The sequence below is a fragment of the Telluria sp. B2 genome (assembly GCF_051789535.1).
GTDB lineage: Bacteria > Pseudomonadota > Gammaproteobacteria > Burkholderiales > Burkholderiaceae_D > Telluria.
In genome coordinates this window covers 2,884,813-2,905,792 of record NZ_CP196525.1, presented here as the reverse complement: position 1 = coordinate 2,905,792, position 20,980 = coordinate 2,884,813, and the positions used below count along the sequence as shown (strand labels likewise).

General features: G+C 67.4%; 25 protein-coding genes and 1 pseudogene. 13 read left to right on the top strand and 13 right to left on the bottom strand.

Annotated elements, in window-relative coordinates; translation table 11 throughout:
- Nucleotides 1–559 precede the first annotated feature (559 nt).
- A complete protein-coding gene (locus ACSUZJ_RS12950) occupies nucleotides 560–1,969 on the top strand; it encodes a DUF389 domain-containing protein (protein ID WP_499408724.1) in 1,410 nt (469 codons plus the stop codon).
- 40 nt (nucleotides 1,970–2,009) lie between these two features.
- On the opposite strand, the gene ACSUZJ_RS12945 is transcribed toward ACSUZJ_RS12950, so the two are convergent.
- Nucleotides 2,010–2,507 (bottom strand): hypothetical protein, encoded by a 498-nt coding sequence (locus ACSUZJ_RS12945; protein ID WP_499408722.1) that lies wholly within the window; start codon nucleotides 2,505–2,507, stop codon nucleotides 2,010–2,012.
- Nucleotides 2,508–2,677: 170 nt separating this feature from the next.
- On the opposite strand from ACSUZJ_RS12945, the gene xth reads away from it, so the two are divergent.
- Nucleotides 2,678–3,466: an exodeoxyribonuclease III gene (gene xth / locus ACSUZJ_RS12940; protein ID WP_499408720.1), complete on the top strand. Its 789-nt coding sequence runs from the start codon at nucleotides 2,678–2,680 to the stop codon at nucleotides 3,464–3,466.
- 206 nt (nucleotides 3,467–3,672) lie between these two features.
- Here xth and ACSUZJ_RS12935 read toward each other — a convergent pair whose 3' ends face one another.
- The 6 genes from ACSUZJ_RS12935 to ACSUZJ_RS12910 form a co-directional block, all read right to left on the bottom strand.
- Entirely contained in the window at nucleotides 3,673–4,401 is a 729-nt protein-coding gene (locus ACSUZJ_RS12935) for an amino acid ABC transporter ATP-binding protein (RefSeq protein ID WP_499408718.1), read from the bottom strand.
- A 14-nt stretch (nucleotides 4,402–4,415) separates the two neighbouring features.
- Nucleotides 4,416–5,102 carry an amino acid ABC transporter permease gene (locus ACSUZJ_RS12930; RefSeq protein ID WP_499408716.1) on the bottom strand — a complete coding sequence of 229 codons (687 nt, stop codon included), beginning with the start codon at nucleotides 5,100–5,102 and terminating at the stop codon, nucleotides 4,416–4,418.
- A 7-nt stretch (nucleotides 5,103–5,109) separates the two neighbouring features.
- Entirely contained in the window at nucleotides 5,110–5,805 is a 696-nt protein-coding gene (locus ACSUZJ_RS12925; protein WP_499408714.1) for an amino acid ABC transporter permease, read from the bottom strand.
- 21 nt (nucleotides 5,806–5,826) lie between these two features.
- The gene (locus ACSUZJ_RS12920) at nucleotides 5,827–6,660 is read right to left on the bottom strand and encodes an ABC transporter substrate-binding protein (RefSeq protein WP_499408712.1); all 834 of its coding nucleotides are present in this window, start codon (nucleotides 6,658–6,660) and stop codon (nucleotides 5,827–5,829) included.
- Between the two features lie 176 nt (nucleotides 6,661–6,836).
- Nucleotides 6,837–7,796: a hypothetical protein gene (locus ACSUZJ_RS12915; RefSeq protein WP_499408710.1), complete on the bottom strand. Its 960-nt coding sequence runs from the start codon at nucleotides 7,794–7,796 to the stop codon at nucleotides 6,837–6,839.
- A 95-nt stretch (nucleotides 7,797–7,891) separates the two neighbouring features.
- The gene (locus ACSUZJ_RS12910; RefSeq protein ID WP_499408708.1) at nucleotides 7,892–9,184 is read right to left on the bottom strand and encodes a S8 family serine peptidase; all 1,293 of its coding nucleotides are present in this window, start codon (nucleotides 9,182–9,184) and stop codon (nucleotides 7,892–7,894) included.
- Between the two features lie 126 nt (nucleotides 9,185–9,310).
- Here ACSUZJ_RS12910 and ACSUZJ_RS12905 point away from each other — a divergent pair, with 126 nt between their 5' ends.
- The 3 genes from ACSUZJ_RS12905 (at nucleotide 9,311) to ACSUZJ_RS12895 (ending at nucleotide 11,074) form a co-directional block, all read left to right on the top strand.
- Nucleotides 9,311–9,799, top strand: coding sequence for an RNA polymerase sigma factor (locus ACSUZJ_RS12905; RefSeq protein ID WP_499408706.1), 489 nt, complete (start codon nucleotides 9,311–9,313; stop codon nucleotides 9,797–9,799).
- Nucleotides 9,796–10,560, top strand: coding sequence for an anti-sigma factor family protein (locus ACSUZJ_RS12900; protein WP_499408704.1), 765 nt, complete (start codon nucleotides 9,796–9,798; stop codon nucleotides 10,558–10,560). Before ACSUZJ_RS12905 ends, ACSUZJ_RS12900 begins: the two co-directional genes overlap by 4 nt.
- Before the next feature lie 124 nt (nucleotides 10,561–10,684).
- Complete coding sequence (locus tag ACSUZJ_RS12895; RefSeq protein ID WP_499408702.1) at nucleotides 10,685–11,074, top strand: cupin domain-containing protein; 390 nt, start codon at nucleotides 10,685–10,687, stop codon at nucleotides 11,072–11,074.
- Nucleotides 11,075–11,108: 34 nt separating this feature from the next.
- Here ACSUZJ_RS12895 and ACSUZJ_RS12890 read toward each other — a convergent pair whose 3' ends face one another.
- The 5 genes from ACSUZJ_RS12890 to ACSUZJ_RS12870 all read right to left on the bottom strand — a co-directional run bounded on the left by ACSUZJ_RS12890 (nucleotide 11,109) and on the right by ACSUZJ_RS12870 (nucleotide 14,758).
- Nucleotides 11,109–12,383, bottom strand: coding sequence for an RNA polymerase sigma factor (locus ACSUZJ_RS12890; RefSeq protein ID WP_499408700.1), 1,275 nt, complete (start codon nucleotides 12,381–12,383; stop codon nucleotides 11,109–11,111).
- Nucleotides 12,383–12,793, bottom strand: coding sequence for a VOC family protein (locus ACSUZJ_RS12885; RefSeq protein WP_499408698.1), 411 nt, complete (start codon nucleotides 12,791–12,793; stop codon nucleotides 12,383–12,385). Before ACSUZJ_RS12885 ends, ACSUZJ_RS12890 begins: the two co-directional genes overlap by 1 nt.
- A gap of 37 nt (nucleotides 12,794–12,830) precedes the next feature.
- Nucleotides 12,831–13,253 (bottom strand): YciI family protein, encoded by a 423-nt coding sequence (locus ACSUZJ_RS12880; protein WP_499408696.1) that lies wholly within the window; start codon nucleotides 13,251–13,253, stop codon nucleotides 12,831–12,833.
- A 134-nt stretch (nucleotides 13,254–13,387) separates the two neighbouring features.
- A complete protein-coding gene (locus ACSUZJ_RS12875; RefSeq protein WP_499408694.1) occupies nucleotides 13,388–13,744 on the bottom strand; it encodes a YciI family protein in 357 nt (118 codons plus the stop codon).
- Nucleotides 13,745–13,879: 135 nt separating this feature from the next.
- The gene (locus tag ACSUZJ_RS12870; protein ID WP_499408692.1) at nucleotides 13,880–14,758 is read right to left on the bottom strand and encodes a PLP-dependent cysteine synthase family protein; all 879 of its coding nucleotides are present in this window, start codon (nucleotides 14,756–14,758) and stop codon (nucleotides 13,880–13,882) included.
- A 229-nt stretch (nucleotides 14,759–14,987) separates the two neighbouring features.
- Between ACSUZJ_RS12870 and ACSUZJ_RS12865 the strand changes: the two genes are divergently transcribed.
- From ACSUZJ_RS12865 to ACSUZJ_RS12855, 3 genes are all read left to right on the top strand, one after another.
- A complete protein-coding gene (locus ACSUZJ_RS12865) occupies nucleotides 14,988–15,383 on the top strand; it encodes a hypothetical protein (protein ID WP_499408690.1) in 396 nt (131 codons plus the stop codon).
- Nucleotides 15,384–15,716: 333 nt separating this feature from the next.
- Nucleotides 15,717–16,268, top strand: a complete 552-nt coding sequence (locus ACSUZJ_RS12860) for a M23 family metallopeptidase (protein WP_499408688.1) — start codon at nucleotides 15,717–15,719, stop codon at nucleotides 16,266–16,268.
- A gap of 82 nt (nucleotides 16,269–16,350) precedes the next feature.
- On the top strand, nucleotides 16,351–16,893 hold the full coding sequence (locus ACSUZJ_RS12855) for an ankyrin repeat domain-containing protein (RefSeq protein ID WP_499408686.1): 543 nt from the start codon (nucleotides 16,351–16,353) through the stop codon (nucleotides 16,891–16,893).
- Nucleotides 16,894–16,980: 87 nt separating this feature from the next.
- Here ACSUZJ_RS12855 and ACSUZJ_RS12850 read toward each other — a convergent pair whose 3' ends face one another.
- Entirely contained in the window at nucleotides 16,981–18,147 is a 1,167-nt protein-coding gene (locus ACSUZJ_RS12850) for a 4-hydroxybenzoate 3-monooxygenase (protein WP_499408684.1), read from the bottom strand.
- Between the two features lie 127 nt (nucleotides 18,148–18,274).
- Here ACSUZJ_RS12850 and ACSUZJ_RS12845 point away from each other — a divergent pair, with 127 nt between their 5' ends.
- The 5 genes and pseudogenes from ACSUZJ_RS12845 to map all read left to right on the top strand — a co-directional run bounded on the left by ACSUZJ_RS12845 (nucleotide 18,275) and on the right by map (nucleotide 20,962).
- Nucleotides 18,275–19,213, top strand: a complete 939-nt coding sequence (locus ACSUZJ_RS12845) for a helix-turn-helix domain-containing protein (protein ID WP_499408682.1) — start codon at nucleotides 18,275–18,277, stop codon at nucleotides 19,211–19,213.
- Between the two features lie 12 nt (nucleotides 19,214–19,225).
- The gene (locus ACSUZJ_RS12840; RefSeq protein WP_499408680.1) at nucleotides 19,226–19,552 is read left to right on the top strand and encodes a hypothetical protein; all 327 of its coding nucleotides are present in this window, start codon (nucleotides 19,226–19,228) and stop codon (nucleotides 19,550–19,552) included.
- Complete coding sequence (locus ACSUZJ_RS12835; protein WP_499408678.1) at nucleotides 19,549–19,908, top strand: hypothetical protein; 360 nt, start codon at nucleotides 19,549–19,551, stop codon at nucleotides 19,906–19,908. The genes ACSUZJ_RS12840 and ACSUZJ_RS12835 overlap by 4 nt, the downstream gene beginning before the upstream one ends.
- Nucleotides 19,909–19,992: 84 nt before the next feature.
- The gene (locus ACSUZJ_RS12830; RefSeq protein ID WP_499408676.1) at nucleotides 19,993–20,205 is read left to right on the top strand and encodes a ParD-like family protein; all 213 of its coding nucleotides are present in this window, start codon (nucleotides 19,993–19,995) and stop codon (nucleotides 20,203–20,205) included.
- Nucleotides 20,202–20,962 (top strand): annotated as a pseudogene (map, locus tag ACSUZJ_RS12825) (type I methionyl aminopeptidase). The gene ACSUZJ_RS12830 and the pseudogene map overlap by 4 nt, the downstream one beginning before the upstream one ends.
- Nucleotides 20,963–20,980: the final 18 nt, after the last annotated feature.

Below are 20,980 nucleotides of genomic sequence, written 5' to 3'. Positions count from 1 at the left end.
GGATTTGTTCACAAACTCGTAGGGTGGGCGCCCCGTGCCCACGCGTTACGCACGTAGCCGGCAGTCACATGCGGCGACATTTCGCCCGCAACGTGTGCAATGGAAGCGGGCCAGGATTGACCTTAGCGGGCGAGAAGTTCCTGCCGGCAGACGAAGGAGGCGCACGAAACGCGTGGGCACGGAATGCCCACCCTACGATGCGTGCCCGAAGCAAGCCATTTCCAGCTTGACTGAACGGCATGAGCCTTGGGCGCCCATGTTATTGTAGCGAATAATTACCGACGATGCAATTACATTTGTAGGAATGTAGTCGTGAAAGAGCGGCGAAGCGGCGGCATCGCCGGGAGAGAGATGTCTTCCTGCGCCGGCAAGTGCCGCTCTTTTCGCATGACCAACCCAGTGAAATAGATTTGTACAAATAGAGACTTTCGGCAACAATCGCTTTTTTCAGTTGTCCGGGCGCAGTCAGCGCGCCCGGCCTGCAAGGAGCCCCCATGTACCGCGTCCTTTTCTTCCCCTGTCGTTCCGCCGTGCCGCCCTGCGCACGCTGGAGGAATCCATGAGCCATCCCGACCGCGAGGCCCTGCTCGATACGGCCTCGCCCGCTTCCCCGCCCGAACCGCCACCGACCGTCTCGCACCGCTTCAGCCTGCTGCACGACAAGGCCGACGACGACGTCATCGACCGCAGCATCCGCGCGGGCGTCGAACTGAGCGGCGCGACGCCGTGGATCCTGATGTTCGCCATCCTGGTCGCTTCGATCGGCCTGAACACGAATTCGACGGCGGTGATCATCGGCGCGATGCTGATTTCGCCGCTGATGGGGCCCATCGTCGGCATCGGCTACGGGATCGGCATCTTCGACTTTCCGCTGATCCGGCGCTCCCTGCTCAATCTCGGCATTGCCGCAGGGATCAGCCTGGCGACCTCGACCCTGTACTTCCTGCTCACCCCCCTGCAGGAAGCGCAATCGGAACTGCTGGCGCGCACCACGCCGACGCTATGGGACGTGCTGATCGCCCTGGCCGGCGGCCTGGCCGGCATCATCGGCATGACGCGGCGCGAGAAATCGAACGTGATCCCGGGCGTGGCGATCGCCACCGCCCTCATGCCGCCGCTGTGCACGGCAGGCTACGGCCTGGCCAACGGCGACTGGGCCATGTTCGGCGGCGCCTTCTACCTGTTCTCGATCAATTGCGTGTTCATTGCGGCATCGACCGTGATCGTCATCGAATACCTGCGCCTGCCGCACCGCAAGTTCGTCGACCCGCGCGTCGAGCGCCGGGTCAAGCGCACCCTGATCGCGGTGGTCACCCTGACCGCCCTCCCCAGCATCTACCTGGCGATCCAGCTGGTCGACAACGAAGTCTTCGACAGCCGCGCCCGCCAGTTCATCCGCCAGGAATTCCATGGCGCCCGGACCCACGTGGTCGATACCAACCTGTCGGCGCTCGACCGCAAGATCGAACTGACCCTGGTCGGCGTGCGCATGCCCGCCGAAGCCATCGGCGCGATCGAGAAGAAGCTGGCGGACGCGGGCCTGGCCGGCACCCGCCTGGTCGTGCACCAGGCCGAAGACAGCCGGGTCGACGTGACCACGCTGAAAGCCGATATCCTCGCCGAGATCTTCCGCGACACCCAGAACGGGCTGCGCGAACGCGACGCCACGATCGCCCAATTGCGCGAACAGCTGGCGCAACGCGCGGCCTGGGACAAGACCGCCACCGACATTGCCGCCGAGCTGAGCGCCCAGTATCCGGACTGCACCGACGTACTGGTGGGCAACGTGGTGGTTACCGCCGCCGAGGACGGCAGCGCGCAGCAGGTGCCGATCCTGAGCGCCCGCTGCAAGCGCGCGCTCAAACCCGATGAGCTCGAGCGCGCCCAGGCGTGGCTGAAGGCGCGCACCAAGTCGCCCGGCGCGCGCCTGATGCTGGTTGCGCCGCCGTCGCCGCGCCCGCGCCGCTGAAAGGCGGCCGCTGCCGGCGCGCCGCGGCGCCGGCTCGCGATCATTTTTGCAGGTACAGCACCCGGCCCGACAGCTTGATGTTGCCCTGGCCGGTCGCCATGTCTTCGCCGCCGGTCAGGGTGCCGCCGCCGGTGATGCGGGCGTACTTGCCGGTACCGCCGGTGACCTGGAAGCTGGCGCCGGAAAAGACGTATTTCGCGCCTTCGCCGGTCGGCACGAACTGGCCGCTGTAGTTGGCGAAAATCTGGTCGCCCGAGGTGGTCATGACGATGAACTTGCCGCCACTGAAGTTGAACAGCGGGCCGGCCGGGGTGATGCAGTCGGTTGCGATGAAGACCACCTTGCCCATCAATTCGCTCTCGCCGTGGCCGCTGATCGTGCCGCCGAACTTCGACGGGCAGCGGGCGGAAGGACCGACGGCTTCGACCAGCACGCCCTCGACGTCGAGGGTCTTGTAAACCCAGCCGCCTGCGGAAGCCTGGGCGGTCGCGGCCAGCAACACGGAAGCAGTGAGGGCGCGCAGGGTATTTTTAAACATGAGCATCTCCGATGGGTGGTGTGTAAAATCCAATAATATCTTTTTTGCAAATTCTCGCGCGCACGCTCGGCGTTAGCGGCCGGGCCTCATGCACGGCGGATAACGCTGCCGTGCGCCTGTCCAGTCCGCGCTGCGCTACAACACCATCAACTCATCACATCGGAGAATCCATGCGCATCGCCACTTTCAACGTCAACGGCATCGGCAGCCGCCTGGGGGCCCTGCTGCAGTGGCTGGAAGAAACAAAACCGGATGTCGCCTGCCTGCAGGAGCTGAAGGCGCCCCAGGAGCGTTTCCCGCTGGCGGAAATCAACGCCGCCGGCTACGGCGCGATCTGGCAGGGCCAGAAGAGCTGGAACGGGGTGGCGATCCTGGCGCGCGGGACGGATCCGGTCGAGGTCACGCGCGGCCTGCCGGGCGACCCGAACGACGAACAGAGCCGCTACCTGGAGGCGGTGGTGAACGACATCGTCGTCTGCGGCCTGTATCTGCCGAACGGCAATCCGGCGCCGGGGCCGAAGTTCGACTACAAGCTGGCCTGGTTCGAGCGCCTGATCGCGCGCGCAGCCCAGCTCATCGATACCGGGGCGAAGGTCGTCATTGCGGGCGACTTCAACGTCATGCCGACCGAGCTCGACGTCTACAAGCCCGAGCGCTGGGTGAACGACGCGCTGTTCCGGCCCGAGACGCGCGAGGCTTTCCACCGCCTGGTCAACCAGGGCTGGCTTGACGCGCTACGGGCCATGCATCCGGACGAGGTGATCTATACCTTCTACGATTACTTCCGCAATGCCTACGGTCGCAACGCCGGGCTGCGCATCGACCACCTGCTGCTCAGCCCCAGCCTGGCGCCGGCCTTGCGCGCCGCAGGCACCGACCATGAGGTGCGCGGACGCGAAAAGCCGAGCGACCACGTGCCGACCTGGGTCGAGCTGGATTTGAGCGCGTTGAAGTCGTGATCGAAGCCTGCGGCGGCGACCGTAGGGTGGGCACGCTGTGCCCACGCGGAAGACGGCGCGTGGTAGCGCGGTTTCAGACGCGGCACAGGAATGTCGAAACGGCTCGAATGATCATTTGGAAGCGCCGACGATGATCCACGGTCCGGGTCCAAAACCCGCCAACAGTGTGGTGCGTTCCGCGTGGGCACAGCGTGCCCACCCTACGTTTATCGGCTGTTCCGGTCCGCCAGGAACTGCTGCGCCCGAGGATGGGTCGGATTGCTGAAGAATGCCTCGGGGGTTCCCTGCTCCAGGATCCGCCCCTCGCTCATGAACCAGATGCGGTCGGCCACGTCGCGCGCGAAGCCCATCTCGTGGGTCACGCAGACCATGGTCATGCCCTGCCTGGCCAGCTTGCGCATCACCTGGAGCACTTCGCCCACCATCTCCGGATCGAGCGCGCTGGTCGGTTCGTCGAACAGCATGATCGGCGGGCGCATGGCCAGCGCGCGGGCGATCGCCACCCGCTGCTGCTGGCCGCCGGAGAGCTGGTGCGGGTAGGCGTCGGCCTTGTGCGCGAGGCCGACCCCGTCCAGCAGTTCGAGCGCGTAGGCCTTTGCTTCGGCCCTGGTCGCACGCTTCAGGTTCATCGGCGCCAGGGTGCAGTTCTCCAGCGCCGTCAGGTGGGGAAACAGGTTGAAGTGCTGGAACACGAAGCCGATGCCCGCGCGCAGCGCGTTCACGTCGAGGCCGCGCGCGTGGATGTCGCGCCCGTCGATGGCGATGCGTCCGCCGTCGATTTCCTCGAGGCGGTTGAGGGTGCGGATCAGGGTCGACTTGCCGGAGCCCGAGGGACCGCAGACGACCACGACCTCGTTCTTCGCGACGCTTTCGGTCACGTCGACCAGTGCATGGTAGTCGCCGTACCACTTGTTGACTTTATCGAGAACGATCATCGTTCGAACTTTCTTTACAACCGGGCGCCCGAGCCGATGCGGCGCTCGAGCAGGAATGCCAGCCGGGACAGGCCGAAGCACAGGACGAAATAGGTCAGTGCGAGGATGATGTAGACCTCGACCGCCTTGGTGAACACCAGGGTGTTGACCTGGGTGGCGATGAAGGACACCTCGGACAGGCCGATGATGTAGCCCAGCGAAGTCGCCTTGATGGTCGCCACCAGCTGGTTGACCAGCGAAGGCAGCACGTGGCGCAGGGCCTGCGGCAGCAGCACGAGGCGCAGCGATTGCACGTAATTCAGGCCGAGCGAGCGTGCGCTTTCCATCTGCCCTTTCGGCAGCGCCTTGAGGCCGGCGGCGACGATCTCGGCGAGATACACCGCGTCGAACAGCACCAGCGTCATCAGCATCGTGGTGGCCTGCCCGGTCTTCACGCCGGTCACCGCCGGCAGGAAGAAGTAGGCCCAGAACACGACCAGCAGCAGCGGCACCGCCCGCACCACCTGCACCAGCACGGCGGTCGGCCAGCGCACGGCGCGCCAGGGGCTGACGCGCGCGACGCCGAGCAGCAGGCCCAGCGGCATCGCCAGCAGCAGCGCGGCGCCGGACAGCAGCACCGTGAGCGTCAGGCCGCCGAGCGGCCCGTTCGGGTATTGGCCGACGAGGAAGTACAGCCAGTATTCCTGGATCAGTTCGAGCATGCCGGCCTCATACGGTACGTACCGGGAAGCGGCGCTGGTAGAGCTGCGCGGCCAGGGAAATGATGAGCGACACCGTCAGGTAGGCGAGCGTCGCGAAGGTGAAGGCTTCGACGCTGCGGAAGGTCGCGGTCTCCACGCGCGCGGCCTGGTACATGATCTCGGCCGCGCCGATCACGGTGGCCACGCTGGTGTCCTTCCACAGGTTCACCGTCTGCGACAGCAGCGGCGGCACGGCGATGCGGATCGCCTGCGGCATCAGCACCAGGCGCACGGCGGCAATGCGTCCCAGCCCGAGCGAACGGGCCGCCTCGACCTGGGCGCGCGGGACGGCGCGGATGCCGCTGCGGATGTCCTCCGCCATGTGCACGCCGCTGTACAGGCTCAGCGCGATCACCGCGCAGATCGCTTCCGGATTGCTGTCGTAGAGCGCCATCTTGAGCGGTTCGGGCAGCAGTTCGGGAAAGGCGAAGTACCAGAACAGCAGGTGGGCCAGCAGGGGCACGTTGCGGATGCCCTCGACGACCGTGGCGGCGACGCCCTGCAACAGGCGGTTCGGGGAGCTGCGCATCAGCGCCAGGAGCGCGCCGAACGGCAGCGCCAGCACGAAGCTGGCGGCCGTCAGTTGCAGGGAAAGGACGAGGCCCTGCACCAGCCAGTCATGGTACTGGCCGGATTGCAGGATACTGGGATCGAAAAACGTCAAAGCTCAGTGCTCGGGCAATGCTCAGATCTTGTCGGTATGGATAGTGAAGGCGCGCTTGGCGATGTTCGGGCGGGTGCCCGGGCCATACCACTTGTTGAAGAGCTGGTTGGCCGCGCCGCTGCTTTCGAGCTCGCGCAGGGTGGCGTCGACCACGCCCTTCAGGCTCTTCTCGCCCTTGCGCAGGCCGAGGGCGATCGACTCGACGCCGATACTGGTCGGCAGGATGGTGAAGTTCTTCGCCGCAGGGCCCAGCTTGCCGTAGTCGGCCAGCAGCGAGGACTCGTCGTTCACATAGGCGATGCCCTTGCCCTGCTGCAGGGCCTGGAAGGCCTGCTGGGTGTTCTCGAAGGTGACGATATTTGCCGTCGGGACGGCGGCGCGGATATTCGTTTCCTGGGTGCCGCCGCGGACGGTGACGACCTTCTTGCCCGCCATCTGGGGCAGCGCCGTGATGCCGCTGGCCGCGCGCACCATGACTTTCGAGCCGGTGACGAAGTGGGTCAGCGCGAAGTCGACCTGCGACTCGCGTTCCTTGTTGTGGGTGAGCGTGGCGGCCAGCACGTCGACGTGGCCCTGCTGCAGCTCGGGAATGCGGGCAGCCACCGACAGCTGCTTGAACACCGGCTTGACGCCGATCTTCTTCGCCACGGCCTTCGCGATATCGATTTCATAACCGACCAGTTCGCGGGTCTTCGGATCGATGAAGCTGTTCGGCTCGTCCGTGCCGAGCACGCCGAAGACGATCTCGCCCTTCTTCCGGATGTCGGCCAGCTGGTCGGCGTGGGCGGTCGCTGCGAACGACAGTTGAGCGGACAGCGCAATCGCGCAGGCGATGAATGTGCGGCGGGTTTTCAAGAACTTCTCCAACGGCTGAATTTTCGAACCGTGGAGTATATGACATATGCGGGCAAGCAAGAACGATCAATTTTCTATATAGACATTCGGCTTTGCTATAAATGAAACCACACCCCGGCGGCGGAGGGGCGTCGCCGGGATGCGATCCGATGCCGCCGAACGGCCCGGCCAGGCGATCAGTTCGTGCCCGCGCCGCTGCCGCTGTCGCTGCCCGCGCCTGCGCCCGAACCGGAAGCGCTGGCGCCCGTCGAGACCGAGCCGCCCAGCGCGGCCGAAGCCGGCAGGCCTGCGCTGCCCGCGCTTCCCGCGGCGCCCTTCACGCCTGCGAGCGCGGAACCGGCCGCGCCGGCGGCGCCGCTGGCCGTGCCGTTGGCCACACCGCGGGCGTTCGCCGTCGTGGCGCTCGCATAGGCGCGGGTGGCGCCGGCCTGGTTGCGGGCGCCCGCCACCGCCGGCGCCGCCGCGGCCCCGGCATGGGCGCGGGCAGCACCGGCCAGGTCGCGCGCCTGCCCGGCCGAGACGCCCGGCGTCAATGCGACCGAGGCCTCGCCCGCGCCCTGCCCCTGGGCGCTGCCGCCGACACTGCCCTGGCCGGCGCCGACCGTTGCCGAGCGGCTGGCGCCCGCTTGTCCAGCCAGCGCGCCGCCGAGTGCGCCCCTGCTGGATGCCGGGGCGGAAGGCGCGTTGTCCGCGCCGGCGGCGCCGCCCGCGCTGCCTGCGCCGGCGAGCCTGCCGCTCAAGGCCGATGCCGGCCGCGCGATTGCGCCTGCCTGGCCGGCGTCGCCCGCGTCACGCGGGGCGCTGGCCGCGCCGGAGGATTCACGGGCCAGGGCCCCGCCCAGCTGACCCGTCACCGAGGGCGCCGCGGCGCGTGCGCTGCCGCTGCCCTCGGCCCTGCCGCTGCCGCCAGCCTCGACCTGGCGCTCGATGGTGCGCTGGCCCAGCAGGGAACCGCGGCCGCCCATCTGTTCCATGCCGCCCATGCGCGCGCCCATGCCGCCGCCACCACCGATCATGCCGCCCAGCGAGCCGCCGAGACCGCCTCCGCCGCCGCCCAGCAATTGGGCATGGGCCGAGGCTGCGGCGCCGAGGGTCAGGGCGATGGCGATGTAGCGAGCGATATTTTTGGTCTTCATGTTCGTTTCTCCTGTAAGTGGCGGGGACAATCCTGCGCCGTTATCAGGAAAACGAGCGGACTCGACCGTTTATTCCATCACCCTGGAAAAAAATTTCAACGAAAGCGCGCGGGGTCCATCCGCAGCCCCGCACCGACCACGCCAAAACCCAGCGCATGACGCGCGGCCGGGTCGGAATGGTCTGCCTGCCGCGCCAGCGCCGCGATCGCCTGCGCCGCGCCCTGGCGGTCCGGCTGGGGCAGCCGCGTCGACAACAGGGCCGCCACCAGCGGGGCCGCGAACGAGGTGCCGCGCACCTGGCGGTAAGGCGGCCTGCCCGGCGCCGCGCTCACCATCTGGCTGCCCGGCGCCGCGAACATCACCTGGGGGCCCTGCGCCGCCTCGGGCAACGGGCGGCCCTGGCGGTCCACGCCCGTCACGCCGACCACGCCCGGGTAGCTGGCCGGGTACAGCGGCGGCGCCGCCGGGCCGTCGTTGCCGACCGCCGCCACCAGCAGGTGGCCGCGCGCCACCATCGCCGCCACCGAACGCCCCAGCAGCGTGTTGGGCGGACCGACCAGGCTGATGTTGACGACGCCGACCTTCTGGCGCGCCATCCAGGCCAGGGCCGCGACGATGCGCTCGGCCGAACCGCCGACCGGGCTGTCGCAATAGATGTCGGCGGCGTACAGGCGCGCGCCCGGGGCGGCGCCCTCGAAGCGGCCGGCGCGCCCGACCATCAGCGCCGCCACCGCCGTGCCGTGCGGCGCCGGGTGGACCGCTCCCTCGCAGCCGTAGCGTTCGATGGTGCTGCCCTCGAACGCAGGATGGCCGGTGTCGACGCCGCTGTCGATCAGGCCGACGACGCCGGCGCTGGCCGCCCCTTCCGGCACCGCGCCGCCGCCGGCGCCTCCGCTGCCTGTATACAGATGGTTGAAGTCGTAGCCGCCCTCCGGGTCGAGCGCGCGCAGGCGCTCCAGTGCCTCGGCAGTCGACAGCGCGTCGGGCACGCGCAACACCACCAGCGATTCGTCCAGTTCCTCGAAACGCTGCTCGCGCAGCACCGTCATGCCGAGCGCCAGCGCCGCGCGCAAGGCATCAAGGCTGGGCGAACTGGCCAGGATCTCGCGCCGTACGACGGGCGCGCCGCGCGGGTCGGGCTCGACCAGCTTCGGGTAGCGCTCCAGCAGCTGGCCGACCTGGTCCAGGCGCAGCCTGGACAGGTCGCCCGGGACGGCGCGGTCGAGCAGGCGCTCGGCCGGCCGGGTCAGGTTGTCCAGGCCGGACTGGCCCGGCTGGCCTATCTGCGGCAGGCCCAGGGAAGGCAGGCGCAACTGCGCAGCGGCGGGCGTACTCCAGCTGGCCGCGGCGCAGAGCGTCAGGGAAGAAAAAAGGCGGCGTGGGGTCATGGACGAGATCATACATTCAATGGTCTTTCGAAGTTTCTTACTGAAAAACGTTTGGACGATGGAATAAAATCCCTCCCGCCGTCGTTATGTTGATGTGAACCCAGCGATGTGAACCACGTGATCCCTATGCTCGCCACCGACCTTGCCGCCCTGTTGCCGCGCCTGCGCCGCTTCGCGCGCTCCATCACCTTCCACCGGGAGGACGCCGACGACCTGGTCCAGGTCGCGATGGAACGCGCGCTCGGCCGCAGCGAACAATTTACCGAAGGGACGAGGCTCGACAGCTGGATGTTCCGCATCGTGAAGAACGCCTGGATCGACGAAGTGCGCAGCCGCGTGCGCCGCGACCAGGTCTTCGCGCCCGAGGAGGAAGGCGAGCAGGTCGGCGACGACTCGGCCGAGGCGCACCAGCAGCGGCTCGCGGTGCAGAAGGCGATGAGCCTGCTGTCCGAGGAGCACCGGCTGGTGGTCGGCCTTGTGCTGGTCGACGGGCTGTCCTACAAGGATGCCGCCGAGGCGCTCGAGATCCCGATCGGCACCCTGACCAGCCGTCTGGCGCGGGCGCGCGACGCATTGCAGAAACTCTTGTCCGATGAAACGAGGACCATGACATGAACTTTTCCGACGAAACCCTGATGGCCTATGCCGACGGCGAACTGGACGAGCCGCAGCGCAGCGCCGTCGAGCGGGCGATGCGCGAAGACCCGCAGGTGGCCGCCGCCATCGAGCGCCACCGCGCCTTGCGGGCAAAGGTGTTCGGCGCCTATGCCGGCGTGCTGGACGAACCTGTTCCCGAGCGCCTGCGCCCCGCGCCGCCCCCGGCCCCGGGCGTGGTCTCGCTCGACGCCGTACGCGAGGCCCGCAGGCAGGCCGCCGCGGCCGCGGCAACCTCGGGCAGGCCGAACGCCGGGCGCCGTCCGGCCTGGCTGCAATGGGGAGGCATCGCCGCCTCGCTGGTGGTCGGCGTGCTTGCCGGCAGCGCCTGGCTGGGCGGGGCCGGCGGCGACAAAACCTGGGTGAGCGCGGATGCGGATGGACGCCTGGTCGCCGGCGCAGCGCTGGCGGGCGCGCTCAGCGACCAGCTGGCCAGCGCCCAGCCGCAGGGCCCGGTGCGGATCGGCACCAGTTTCGCCACCAAGGACGGCGGCTATTGCCGCAGCTTCCAGCTCCAGGGCAGCGCCGGCCTGGCCTGCCGCGAAGGCGATGGCTGGCGCATTCCCGTGTTCGAGGAAGGCGGCGCCGCCGGCACCGAGTACCGCCAGGCCGCCAGCGAGATGCCGGCGGCGGTGCTGGAAGCCATCGACGAGCGCATCGAGGGCGCGGCGCTCGACGCCCAGGCCGAGCGCGCGGCCCGCGAACGCGGTTGGAAACGCTGAGGGCGCGGCCTGGTTTCTTCCATGCTCGGCACGGAAAGGCGGCGACCGACGGCCTCTCCTTGCGTGCTATACAATCAAGATGGCGCGGCGCCATGGATGCGCCGCCACTTATTTTGGAGAAATCATGTCGGGCTATAGCATCAACATCGAAGAAAAAACGCTCGCGGGCAACAACTTCCGCGAAGTCCTCTACACCACCGAGCGCAGCCAGCTGGTCATCATGACCCTGCAGCCGGGCGAAGAGATCGGCACCGAGCACCATACCGGCCACGACCAGTTCATCCGCGTGGAAGCGGGCGAAGGCGTCGCCATCCTGGACGGCGAAAAGCATGCGCTGGAAGACGGCGTCGCCGTCGTCATCCCGGCCGGCACCGAGCACAACGTCATCAACACTTCGCAGACCGAGCCGATGCGCCTGTACACCCTGTACACCCCGCCGGAACATCCGGACGGCATCGTCCACGCGACCAAGGCGGAAGCCGACGAGTACGAGAAGCATCACCACGGCGAGTAATCGCTGCGCCGGGCTGCACGCCAGCCCGATTCCCTTACAATGCGCTCGCCCGTGCCTCCAGCAAGGCGCGTTCGCGCGCATTCGCCGTCATCGCCGCCGCCCGCTCGAACTCGGCGCGCGCCTCGTCCCGCCTTCCCAGCTTTTCCAGCAGGTCGCCGCGCACGCTCGGCAGCCACTGGTAGCCGCGCAGCGCTGCATCGCCCGCCAGCGCATCGACCAGCGCCAGGCCGGCCGCCGGCCCCTCGGCCATGCCGACCGCCACCGTCCGGTTCAGCTCGACCACCGGCGAGGGCATGATCCGCGCCAGTTCCTTGTAGAGCGCGGCAATGCGCGCCCAGTCGGTCGCGTCCGCAGTACGTGCCCGCGCATGGCAGGCGGCGATCGCAGCCTGCAGCGCGTACGGCCCCGATTCCCCGCCGAGACCTTCGGCGCGCGCCAGCGCCGCCAGGCCGCGCCGGATCAGGATGCCGTCCCAGCGCGCCCGGTCCTGGTCGAGCAGCAGCACCGGACGTCCCGAGGCGTCGACCCGGGCTTTCGCGCGCGAAGCCTGCAGCTCCATCAGCGCAATCAAGCCATGCGCTTCCGGCTCCGTGGGCGCGAGCTGGGCCAGCATGCGTCCCAGGCGCAGGGCTTCCTCGATCAGGGCCGGGCGCATCCAGTCCTCGCCCGCGGTCGCGGTGTAGCCCTCGTTGAAGACCAGGTAGACCACCTCGAGCACGGTGCCGAGACGCTCGGCCAGCTCCGCGGGCGGCGGCAGCTCGAAGGGAATCCTCGCCTGGCCGAGGCTGCGCTTGGCGCGCACGATGCGCTGGGCGACCGTCGCTTCGGGCACGAGGAAGGCGCGCGCGATCTCGTGGGTGGCCAGGCCGCCGACGAGCTTCAGGGTCAATGCCAGCCGGGCTTCCTGCGAGAGGATGGGATGGCAGGCAATGAACATCAGGCGCAGCATGTCGTCGCCCAGGTCGTTGCGGGAGGCATCGAGGCTGTCGACGAAGTCCGGCACGAAGTCGGGCACAACATGCGCCTCCTGCGCTTCCAGGTCCGGCCCGATCTGCTGGAGCTTTTCCCGGAACGCCTTGTCGCGGCGCAGGCGGTCGAGCGCGGCGTTCTTCGCCGTGCGCATCAGCCAGGCGCCGGGGTTATCGGGGACGCCGGACGCGGGCCAGGTCTCGAGGGCCGCGACCAGCGCATCGCCGGCCAGTTCCTCGGCCAGGCCGAGGTCGCGCACCAGCCGCGCGACGCCGGCCACGATCCTGGCCGATTCGATGCGCCAGACCGCGCCGATCGCCTTTGCTGCGCGGTCTTCCATCAGGCCTGGGGTGGCACCGCGTTCGGGTCCATGTACATCAGCTCCCAGACGTGGCCGTCGAGATCCTCGAAGCCGTGGTAGTACATGAAGCCGTAGTCCTTGTGCTCGTTCGGCGCCCGGCCGCCGGCGGCGAGCGCCTTCGCCACCAGGGCATCGACTTCCTCGCGGCTGTCGCAGGACAGGCAGGTCAGCACCTCGGTGCTGGTCCGCGCGTCCGCCACCGGTTTCGTGGTGAAGGTCTGGAAATAGCTTTCCTGCAGCAGCATCGCGTAGATGTGCTCGCTGATGACCATGCACAGCGCCTTGTCGTCGCTGAACTGGGGATTGAAGGAAAAGCCGAGGCTGCCGAAGAATGCGCGCGTCCTGTCGATGTCCTTCACCGGCAGGTTGACGAAAATCTGCTTGTGCATGGTGTTCCCTTTCTTGAGCGTGAAGGCGGGGCGGCGTTCAGGCCTGCGCTTGCGGGGCCGCTTCCAGCTCGTGGAAGCGTTCGAGGGCCTCGGTCTGGGGGAAATCGTCGAGCTCGAACACCTGGCGCACCTCGATCTCGGCATCGATCCCTTCGCCGCGCGGATTCGGGAAGCGGCGCGCCCATTCCAGGGCTTCCTCGCGCGAGCGGGCCTGGATCATGGTGTAGCCGGCGATCATTTCCTTCGATTCCGTGAACGGGCCGTCCGTCACGGTGCGCTCCTTGCCGTTGTAGCGGATGCGCCAGCCCCTGCTGCTCGGATGCAGGCCGTTGGCGTCGAGCAGGACGCCGGCGCGCGCCAGTTCCTGGTGGTAGTCGGCCATGGCGTTGAGCAGTTCCTCGCCCGGCATGACGCCGGCTTCGGACTCGGGGGTGGCCTTGACGATGATCATGAAGCGCATGTTCGTTCTCCTCTATGTGAAAGATTGCCTGGCCCGGGGCGGATAGTCCCGTGAAAAACCGGCTTTCGACACCACGACGAACGGGCGGGCCGGAAATCGACAGGTCATGCGAAAAAATTTTTCAGCTTCGGGTGTCAGCTTTGATAGCAGGGAGCCAGCGCCCGCACTTCGATGGTCGCCCACTCGGCCGCCGGGCAGCGGGCGGCGAGCGCCAGCGCCTCCTCGCGCGTGGCGACGCTCACGTGATAGAAGCCGCCGATCATTTCCTTGGCCTCGGCGAAGGGGCCGTCGATTACCCGCGCCTTGCCGCCGTCGAGCGTCACGCGCGCCGCCTGCGAAAGCGGCGCCAGCGACTGTGCGCCCAGCAGTACGCCCTCCTCGCGCAAGGCGTCGCCGAAACGCAGCATGCGTTCGTACAGGGCGCGGCCCTCGGCCTCGGTGCGCGTGGCGCGCTGGCCGACGGGCTCCTGGATCAGCAACATATAAGACATGGGCATTTCCTTCCGGGAAGTAGACATCGCTGCAAACGCTATTCTACGGTTGGGCGGTCCAGTAGAGCACGCTGCGGCGCGCAAAATACCGGCCCGGCGCAAGCATGCGCGCGGCGTCCCGCGTCGCCCTCGCCGTCAAAAATACTTGGACAGGTAGAACGCGCCGGAGTCCGGAAACACGGTGGCGATGCGCGCACCGCGCAGGCGCGGCAGCAGCCTGGCGATGCCGGCGCTCACGCAGCCGCTCGATCCGCCGGCGAGGATGCCCTCCTCCCGCGCCAGGCGCTGCACCCATTCCAGTGCTTCGTCGTCCGGGACCTGGACCACGTCGTCGACCACCGCCGGGTCGAAACTGCTGGAGGGCTGGCGCTTGCCGACGCCCTCGATCACGGTGGCGAACTCGCCCTCGGCCCTGGCGTCCGTGACCAGGCGGCGGTAGGACGAATGCAGGGGCTCGACGCCGATCACGTGCAGCTTCGGGTCCTGTTCCTTGAGGTAGCGGCCGATGCCGGAAATCGTGCCGCCGGAACCGATGCCGCAGACAAACACGTCGATCTCGCCGGCCAGTTGCCCCCACAGTTCGGGACCCGTATCGCGGTAATGGGCCTGGCGGTTCAGATCGGAGCAGTACTGGTCGAGGTAGTAGGCGCCGGAGTCGCGGGCGATCTCCTCGGCCGCCGTGTGATAGTCGACCCCGCCATCGACGCTGCAGGGGTGCACCCGCGCCCCGTAAGCCGCGATGCGCTTCGTTTTCTCGCAACTGGTGGTCCTGGGCACGGTCACGTCGCAGTCCAGGCCGTAGACCGCGCTCGCCATCGCCAGCGCGGCGCCGGTATTGCCGGAGGAGCTTTCGACCACGTGGCGGGTGCCGGCCGGCATGCCGCGCAGCATGTGCCTCACCATCCTGTCCTTGATGCTGCCGCCCGGATTCATGTATTCGAGTTTGGCGACCACCTGTGCGTCGGGAAAGACGCGCTTGAGCCGGACGACAGGGGTGTTGCCGATTGCTTCCATCACTGAATCCTTGACCTGGGTGTGCACGCTTGCCCTCCGAAAAGTTGCCAAAAGGAAAGGCTAGCACGGCCGGAAAAATCGTGGCGTCGGATTGAATTTAGCTCTCGTCCGACAGTTCCTACAGGCGCATCGTCCCCTCTCCTATTGTCCCTACAAGTGCGCAAGTTACCATCGAGGCATCGACACGTGAACGCGGGAGGCGAGTATGGGCGAGAACAAAGGTCATGGCATGAAAGGCAACAATTTCGACGAACTGAGCGGCGTCGGCACCAGCAGCGCGGGCATCACCGGCACCACTGGCAACCTGAACGATGGCGTGCGCGACGGCGGCGTCGGCAAGCCCTCGGCGCGCGACTCCGGCAACCGTGCCGGCAACAAGCAGGCCGCCGAGCCGGACGACGACTATGTCACGCCGGCGCTCGGCACCGGGACCCGCGGTTCGGCCGGCAACATGCAGGGCGGACAGTCGCAGTCGAAACAGTCCGGCTCCCAGCAGGGGCAGTCCCAGCAGTCGGGCTCCCAGCAATCCGGTTCGCAACAATCGTCGGATTCTCAGCGTCCGACCACCCAGGGCGGGCCGCCGGGACGCAGCCTGGACCAGGACGTGATGGGCAAGGAGCAGTAGGTAGTAGGTAGTAGGTAGTAGGTAGTAGGTAGTAGGTAGTAGGTAGTAGGTAGTAGGTAGTAGGTAGTAAGTAGTAAGTAGTAAGCAGTTAGCAGTTAGCAGTTAGCAGTTAGCAGTTAGTAGTAGGTAGTAGGTAGTAGGTAGTAGGTAGTAGGTAGTAGGTAGTAGGTAGTAGGTAGTAGGTAGTAGGTAGTAGGTAGTAGGTAGTAGGACAGCCGGCGGCGCAGCGCCGCCGGTCTCCACACAGGCGCAGGCGCCCGGCCACCACCGCGCGCCTGCGCGTTCTTGCGTCCCGGCTCGCCACCGCGCCGGGCGCCGCCAACGAGACTCTCCATGCGAATACTGCTGCGCAGCCTGGTCCTGATCGTCCTGTTCGTCGGCGCGTACGCCCTGGTCGGCCCCTACGTCAAGAACATGCTGTATGCGATGCGCCTGGCGTCGCTCCCGGCGCCTTCCAGCCTGCCGGTGCCGGTGCGCGGCGTCGAGGCGCGGGCCTTGCGCGACACCTGGGGCGGCGCGCGCAGCGGCGGCCGCAGGCACGAGGGCATCGACATCTTCGCCAAGCGCGGCACGCCGGTGATCGCGAGCACCGAGGGCGTGGTCCTGCGCGTCGGCACCAACCGCCTCGGCGGCCAGGTGGTGTGGGTTCTCGGCCCCGGCGGCCAGCGTCACTACTACGCCCACCTGGACCGCTACGCCGACATCGAGAACGGCCAGCGCGTGCGTCCCGGCACCATCCTCGGCTACGTCGGCACGACCGGCAATGCGGCGGGCACGCCGCCCCACCTGCACTACGGCATCTACGAAACCGGCGGCGCGATCAATCCCTATCCCCTGCTGCGCAAGACAGCGGCGCCGGCGCGCCACACCACGCCGGCCCGCTGAGCGGGAGCGGGCGACGCCCGGGCGGCGCCTGTGATGTAATGGGCGATGTCGTCAATGCAGGCTTACCGAACAGGAGAACCCGATGCAAGCGCAGGAACCGCCCCGCCCCGCCAACCCGAGCGAACTCGACGAAGACACCCTGGCCTTCGTGCGCCGGGTGTTCCAGCACGCGCGGACCGGCGACGCCGGGGAGCTGGCCACCCTGCTGGACCAGGGACTGCCGCCGAACCTGCGCAACGAGCGCGGCGACAGCCTCCTGATGCTGGCCTGCTACCACGGCCACCTCGACGCCGCCCGCGTGCTGCTCGAGCACGGCGCCGATCCGGAACTGCTGAACGATGCCGGCCAGACCCCGCTCGCCGGGGCCGCCTTCAAGGGCGACCTGCCGGTGGCCACGCTGCTGCTCGACAGCGGCGCCCAGGTCGACGCGGCCGGTCCGAACGGCAAGACCGCGCTCATGATCGCGGCCATGTTCGACCGCATCGACATCGCCCGCCTGCTGCTGGCGCGCGGCGCCGATCCACTGGCGGTCGATGCGGGTGGGATGTCGGCGCGGGACGCCGCGGCGAAGATGGGGGCGAACGAGGCGGTGGCGCTGCTGACCGCCGTCACGGAAGAACGGTAGCACCGCGGACGCGCCTCATGGTGGGCGCCCCGTGCCCACCGATACCACAATCGACCAACCGCTCACACCGTTGAATCGGCGAGCCGCTCAGAACGCCCCGACGTAATTCTCCGCCAGCGCCGTACTCATCGCCCGCGAGGCCACCACGTTCTCCAGCTCCGCCCGCTGCACCTGGCGCTCGAAGGGCGAGGCGTCCGCGAAGGTATGCAGCATGCGCGTCATCCACCACGAGAAATACTCGGCACGCCAGATGCGCTTCAGGGCGGCTTCCGAATACCCGTCCAGCCCTTCTTCGCTACCCTTCTTGTAGTAGCTGTCCAGCGCCTGCGACAGCAGCTTGACGTCGGAGATCGCCAGGTTCATGCCCTTGGCCCCGGTCGGCGGCACGATGTGGGCCGCGTCGCCGGCCAGGAACAGGCGGCCCGAGCGCATTGGCGCGCAGACGAAGCTGCGCATGCCGATGATGCCCTTCTGGAAGATGCGGCCCTCGTTCAGCTTCCAGCCGTCGTTGTGCTCCAGGCGGGCGTGCAGTTCGGCCCAGATACGGTCGTCCGACCAGTTGTCGACGTGGTCCTTGGGGTCGCACTGGAAGTAGAGGCGCTGCACGGTCGGCGAGCGGGTCGACACCAGGGCGAAGCCGCGTTCGTGCTGGGCGTAGATCAGTTCACTTGAGGACGGCGCCGATTCGACCAGGATGCCGAACCAGCCGAAGGGATAGGTGCGCTGGAAATCCTGCCGGGCGGTCTCGGGAATGGCCGGACGCGACACGCCATGGAAGCCGTCGCAGCCGATCACGAAATCGGCCTCGATGCGCCGGGCCTCGCCCTGGTGGACGAAGGTCACGGCGGGACGCTCGGTGCTCGGATCGTGCAGTGCGACCTCGTGCGATTCGAACAGGATCTGCCCGCCGGCCGCCAGGCGCGCCGCCACCAGGTCGATGATGACCTCGTGCTGCGGATAAACGGTGATGGCCTTGCCGGTCAGCTCGGTGAGGTCGATCCGGTGGCGGCGGCCGCCGAAGGCGAACTCGATGCCGTGGTGCAGGGCGCCTTCCTTGCGCATGCGCTCGCCGACGCCGGCGTCGTTGAGGATGTCCATGCTGCCCTGTTCGAGCACGCCCGCGCGGATCGTCGCCTCGATCTCTGCGCGGCTGCGCGATTCGAGCACGATCGATTCGATGCCGTTCAGGTGCAGCAGGTGGGAAAGCAGAAGGCCGGCCGGACCGGCGCCGATGATGGCGACCTGGGTGCGCATGATATGTCTCCGTGTTTGTGTTTTGTATATCGACAGCTTAGTGCGCGCCTGATGCGATATGAATGGATGAAAGCCGAAAAAACTTGTACTATTTTTGCATTCCCTTGCGGACACTTCGTTCCCAGCCATGCCGACGCCCCACGCCGCCCTGCCCGCCCAGATCCCCCAGTTCGCCCTGTATGGCGAGCTCACGCGGGGCACCGACGCGGAAGGCGTGCATATCGAGCTGATCGAGACACGCAGCCGCAAATACGACTGGCACATCGACACCCATACCCATGCGGGCTTGTTTCAGGTACTTTTTTTACTCGGCGGGCAAGTTCGCGCGAACATCGACGGCGCCCTGTGGGAGTGTGCCGCGCCGGTCGCGCTGACCATCCACCCTTCGCTGCCCCATGGCTTCGATTTCTCGGAGGAGGCGCACGGCTACGTGCTGACCATCGACCAGAACATGCTGTTCGCCGCCGCCGGCCATGAAGGCGACCTGTTCACGCCGCTGTTCGTGCAGCCGCTGGCGATCGGCCTGGAGTCCGTGCCGGACATGCGCGCGCGCATCGATGCGCTGCTGCAGAACCTGATTGCGGAAGCGGCCTGGCCGCGCCAGGGTCACACCCTGATGCTCGAATGGCTGGCGCGCAGCACCCTGCTGATGCTGGTGCGCGTGCATGCCGAACGCCGCATCGCCGATACCTCGGGACGCGGCGACTTCGAGCTGTTCAGCCGTTTCCGGGTCGAGGTCGAGCGCCACTACAAGGAGCAGTGGCAGGTCGGCCGGTACTGCGAACTGCTGCGCGTAGCGCCGACGCGGCTGAACCGGCTCTGCATCAAACTGTCGGGCAAGTCCGCCTTCGAGATCACCCAGGACCGCCTGATGCTCGAAGCCTGCCGCAAGCTGACCTATGTGCCCGCGGGGATCGCCAGCATCGCCTACGAGCTGGGGTTCCAGGACCCGGCCTACTTCAGCCGGCTGTTCAAGAAGCTGGTCAAGGTGACGCCGAAGGAGTTCAGGCAGCAGACGCAGGCGGGGGCGGCGCAGGACGACAGCGCGCGCCCATCATCCAACTAGGGGAACAAACGCATGCAAGACATCTTCCTTGTCCTCGCCCTGGTCTTCGCCTTCGTCGCCGCGCTGTTGTTCTTCGCCCCGGACCGCAAGCTGCTGAACTTCGTCGACTACGGACCGAACGACGCCGTGCGGCGCCTGAACCGTTATGCGGCCGTGCGGCTCCTGATCCCGCTGCTGGTCAACCTGGGTTGCCATTTCGTCGCTGCCAGGCGCCCGGAATTGACGGTGCCGCTCGTCTTCCTGACGCCGCTTTCGGTCTTGTGCGTCGTTGTATGGGTAGGCGTCGGCGCAGGCCGGATGGCGGCACAAGACGCTCCTGTCCAGAGGAACACACCATGATCGCCCAACATAAGCTGTACCTCGCCAACGTCCTCATGCTGCTGGGACTGGCGCCGCTGCTCATGGCCGCCTCCTGGGTTGCCGCCGGCATCGCGTACGCCCAGCAACACAAGGGCGCGGCGGGAGGCTCAGACGCCTTTCTCATGATCGCGGTGCTCGGTATCACCTATATGTTGGCGCTGCTGGTCGCAGGACCGGGCGCCCTGTGGTCCAGGCGCCTGGTGAGGCGGCACGCCGGCCTGCGCACCCGTACCGCAACTGTCATGAAATGGCTTGTCGTGCTCGCCCTGGCGGCGCCTCTACTGGCATACGCCGTCCTCACGCTCTGGATCTACTGGATCCTCCCCGCACTCTGACATCCCGGCGGCTGAGAAAACGCATTGCGCTGGGGCGCGCCACCTATATATACTCCATATATGGATCATATATAGGAGCGACAAATGGGCATCGTGAACATCGACGACGAGCTGCACGACCAGGTCCGCAAGGCCAGCACCGTGGGCAACCGCTCCATCAACGCCCAGGCCGCCTTCTGGATCAAGATCGGCATGCTGAGCGAACTGAACCCCACGCTGAGCTTCAACGAGATCATCGTGCGCGAACTGCGTGCCGCCGGGGTCGAGGCGCCCCTGCTTGCCGGGGCGACCGCATGATCAAGCGCCCGGAAGAAATCGCATTGATGGCGGAATCGGGCCGGCTGCTGGCGAGCGTCTTCGGCTACCTCGACGGACTGAAGCTGATCGGCATGTCGACCATGCAGTCAACGACCTGGTCGAGCGCTTCATCGTCGACGAGCTCCATGCGCGGCCGGCGAGCAAGGGCCAGTATGGCTTTGCCTATGTGCTGAATTCCTCGCGCAACGAGGTCGTCTGCCACGGCGTCCCGTCCACGACGGAATTCCTGGAGGACGGCGATATCGTGAACCTCGATATCACGCTGGAGAAGAACGGCTACATCGCGGACTCCAGCAAGACCTACCTGGTCGGCGAGGTGGACCCGGAAGCCCGTCGCCTGGTGCAGGTGACCTATGAGGCGCTGTGGAAAGGCATTGAGGCCGTCCGCCCCGGCGCCCAGCTCGGCGACATCGGCCATGCCATCGCGCGCCACGCCAGGCTGCACGGCTATTCGGTCGTGCGCGAATACTGCGGCCACGGCATCGGCCGCGCAATGCACGAGCCGCCCCAGGTGCCGCACTGGGGCCGCCCGCGCACCGGACTGGTCCTGCAGGAAGGCATGGTCTTCACGATCGAACCGATGCTGAACCAGGGCAGGCCCGAGGTGCACAACCATGACGATGGCTGGACGGTGACGACGCGCGACGGCAGGCTGTCCGCCCAGTTCGAGCATACGGTGGCGGTGACGCGCGATGGCGTGCAGGTGCTGACCTTGCGTCCGGACGAACGGATCTGAACCGCCGCGCCGCCTTGC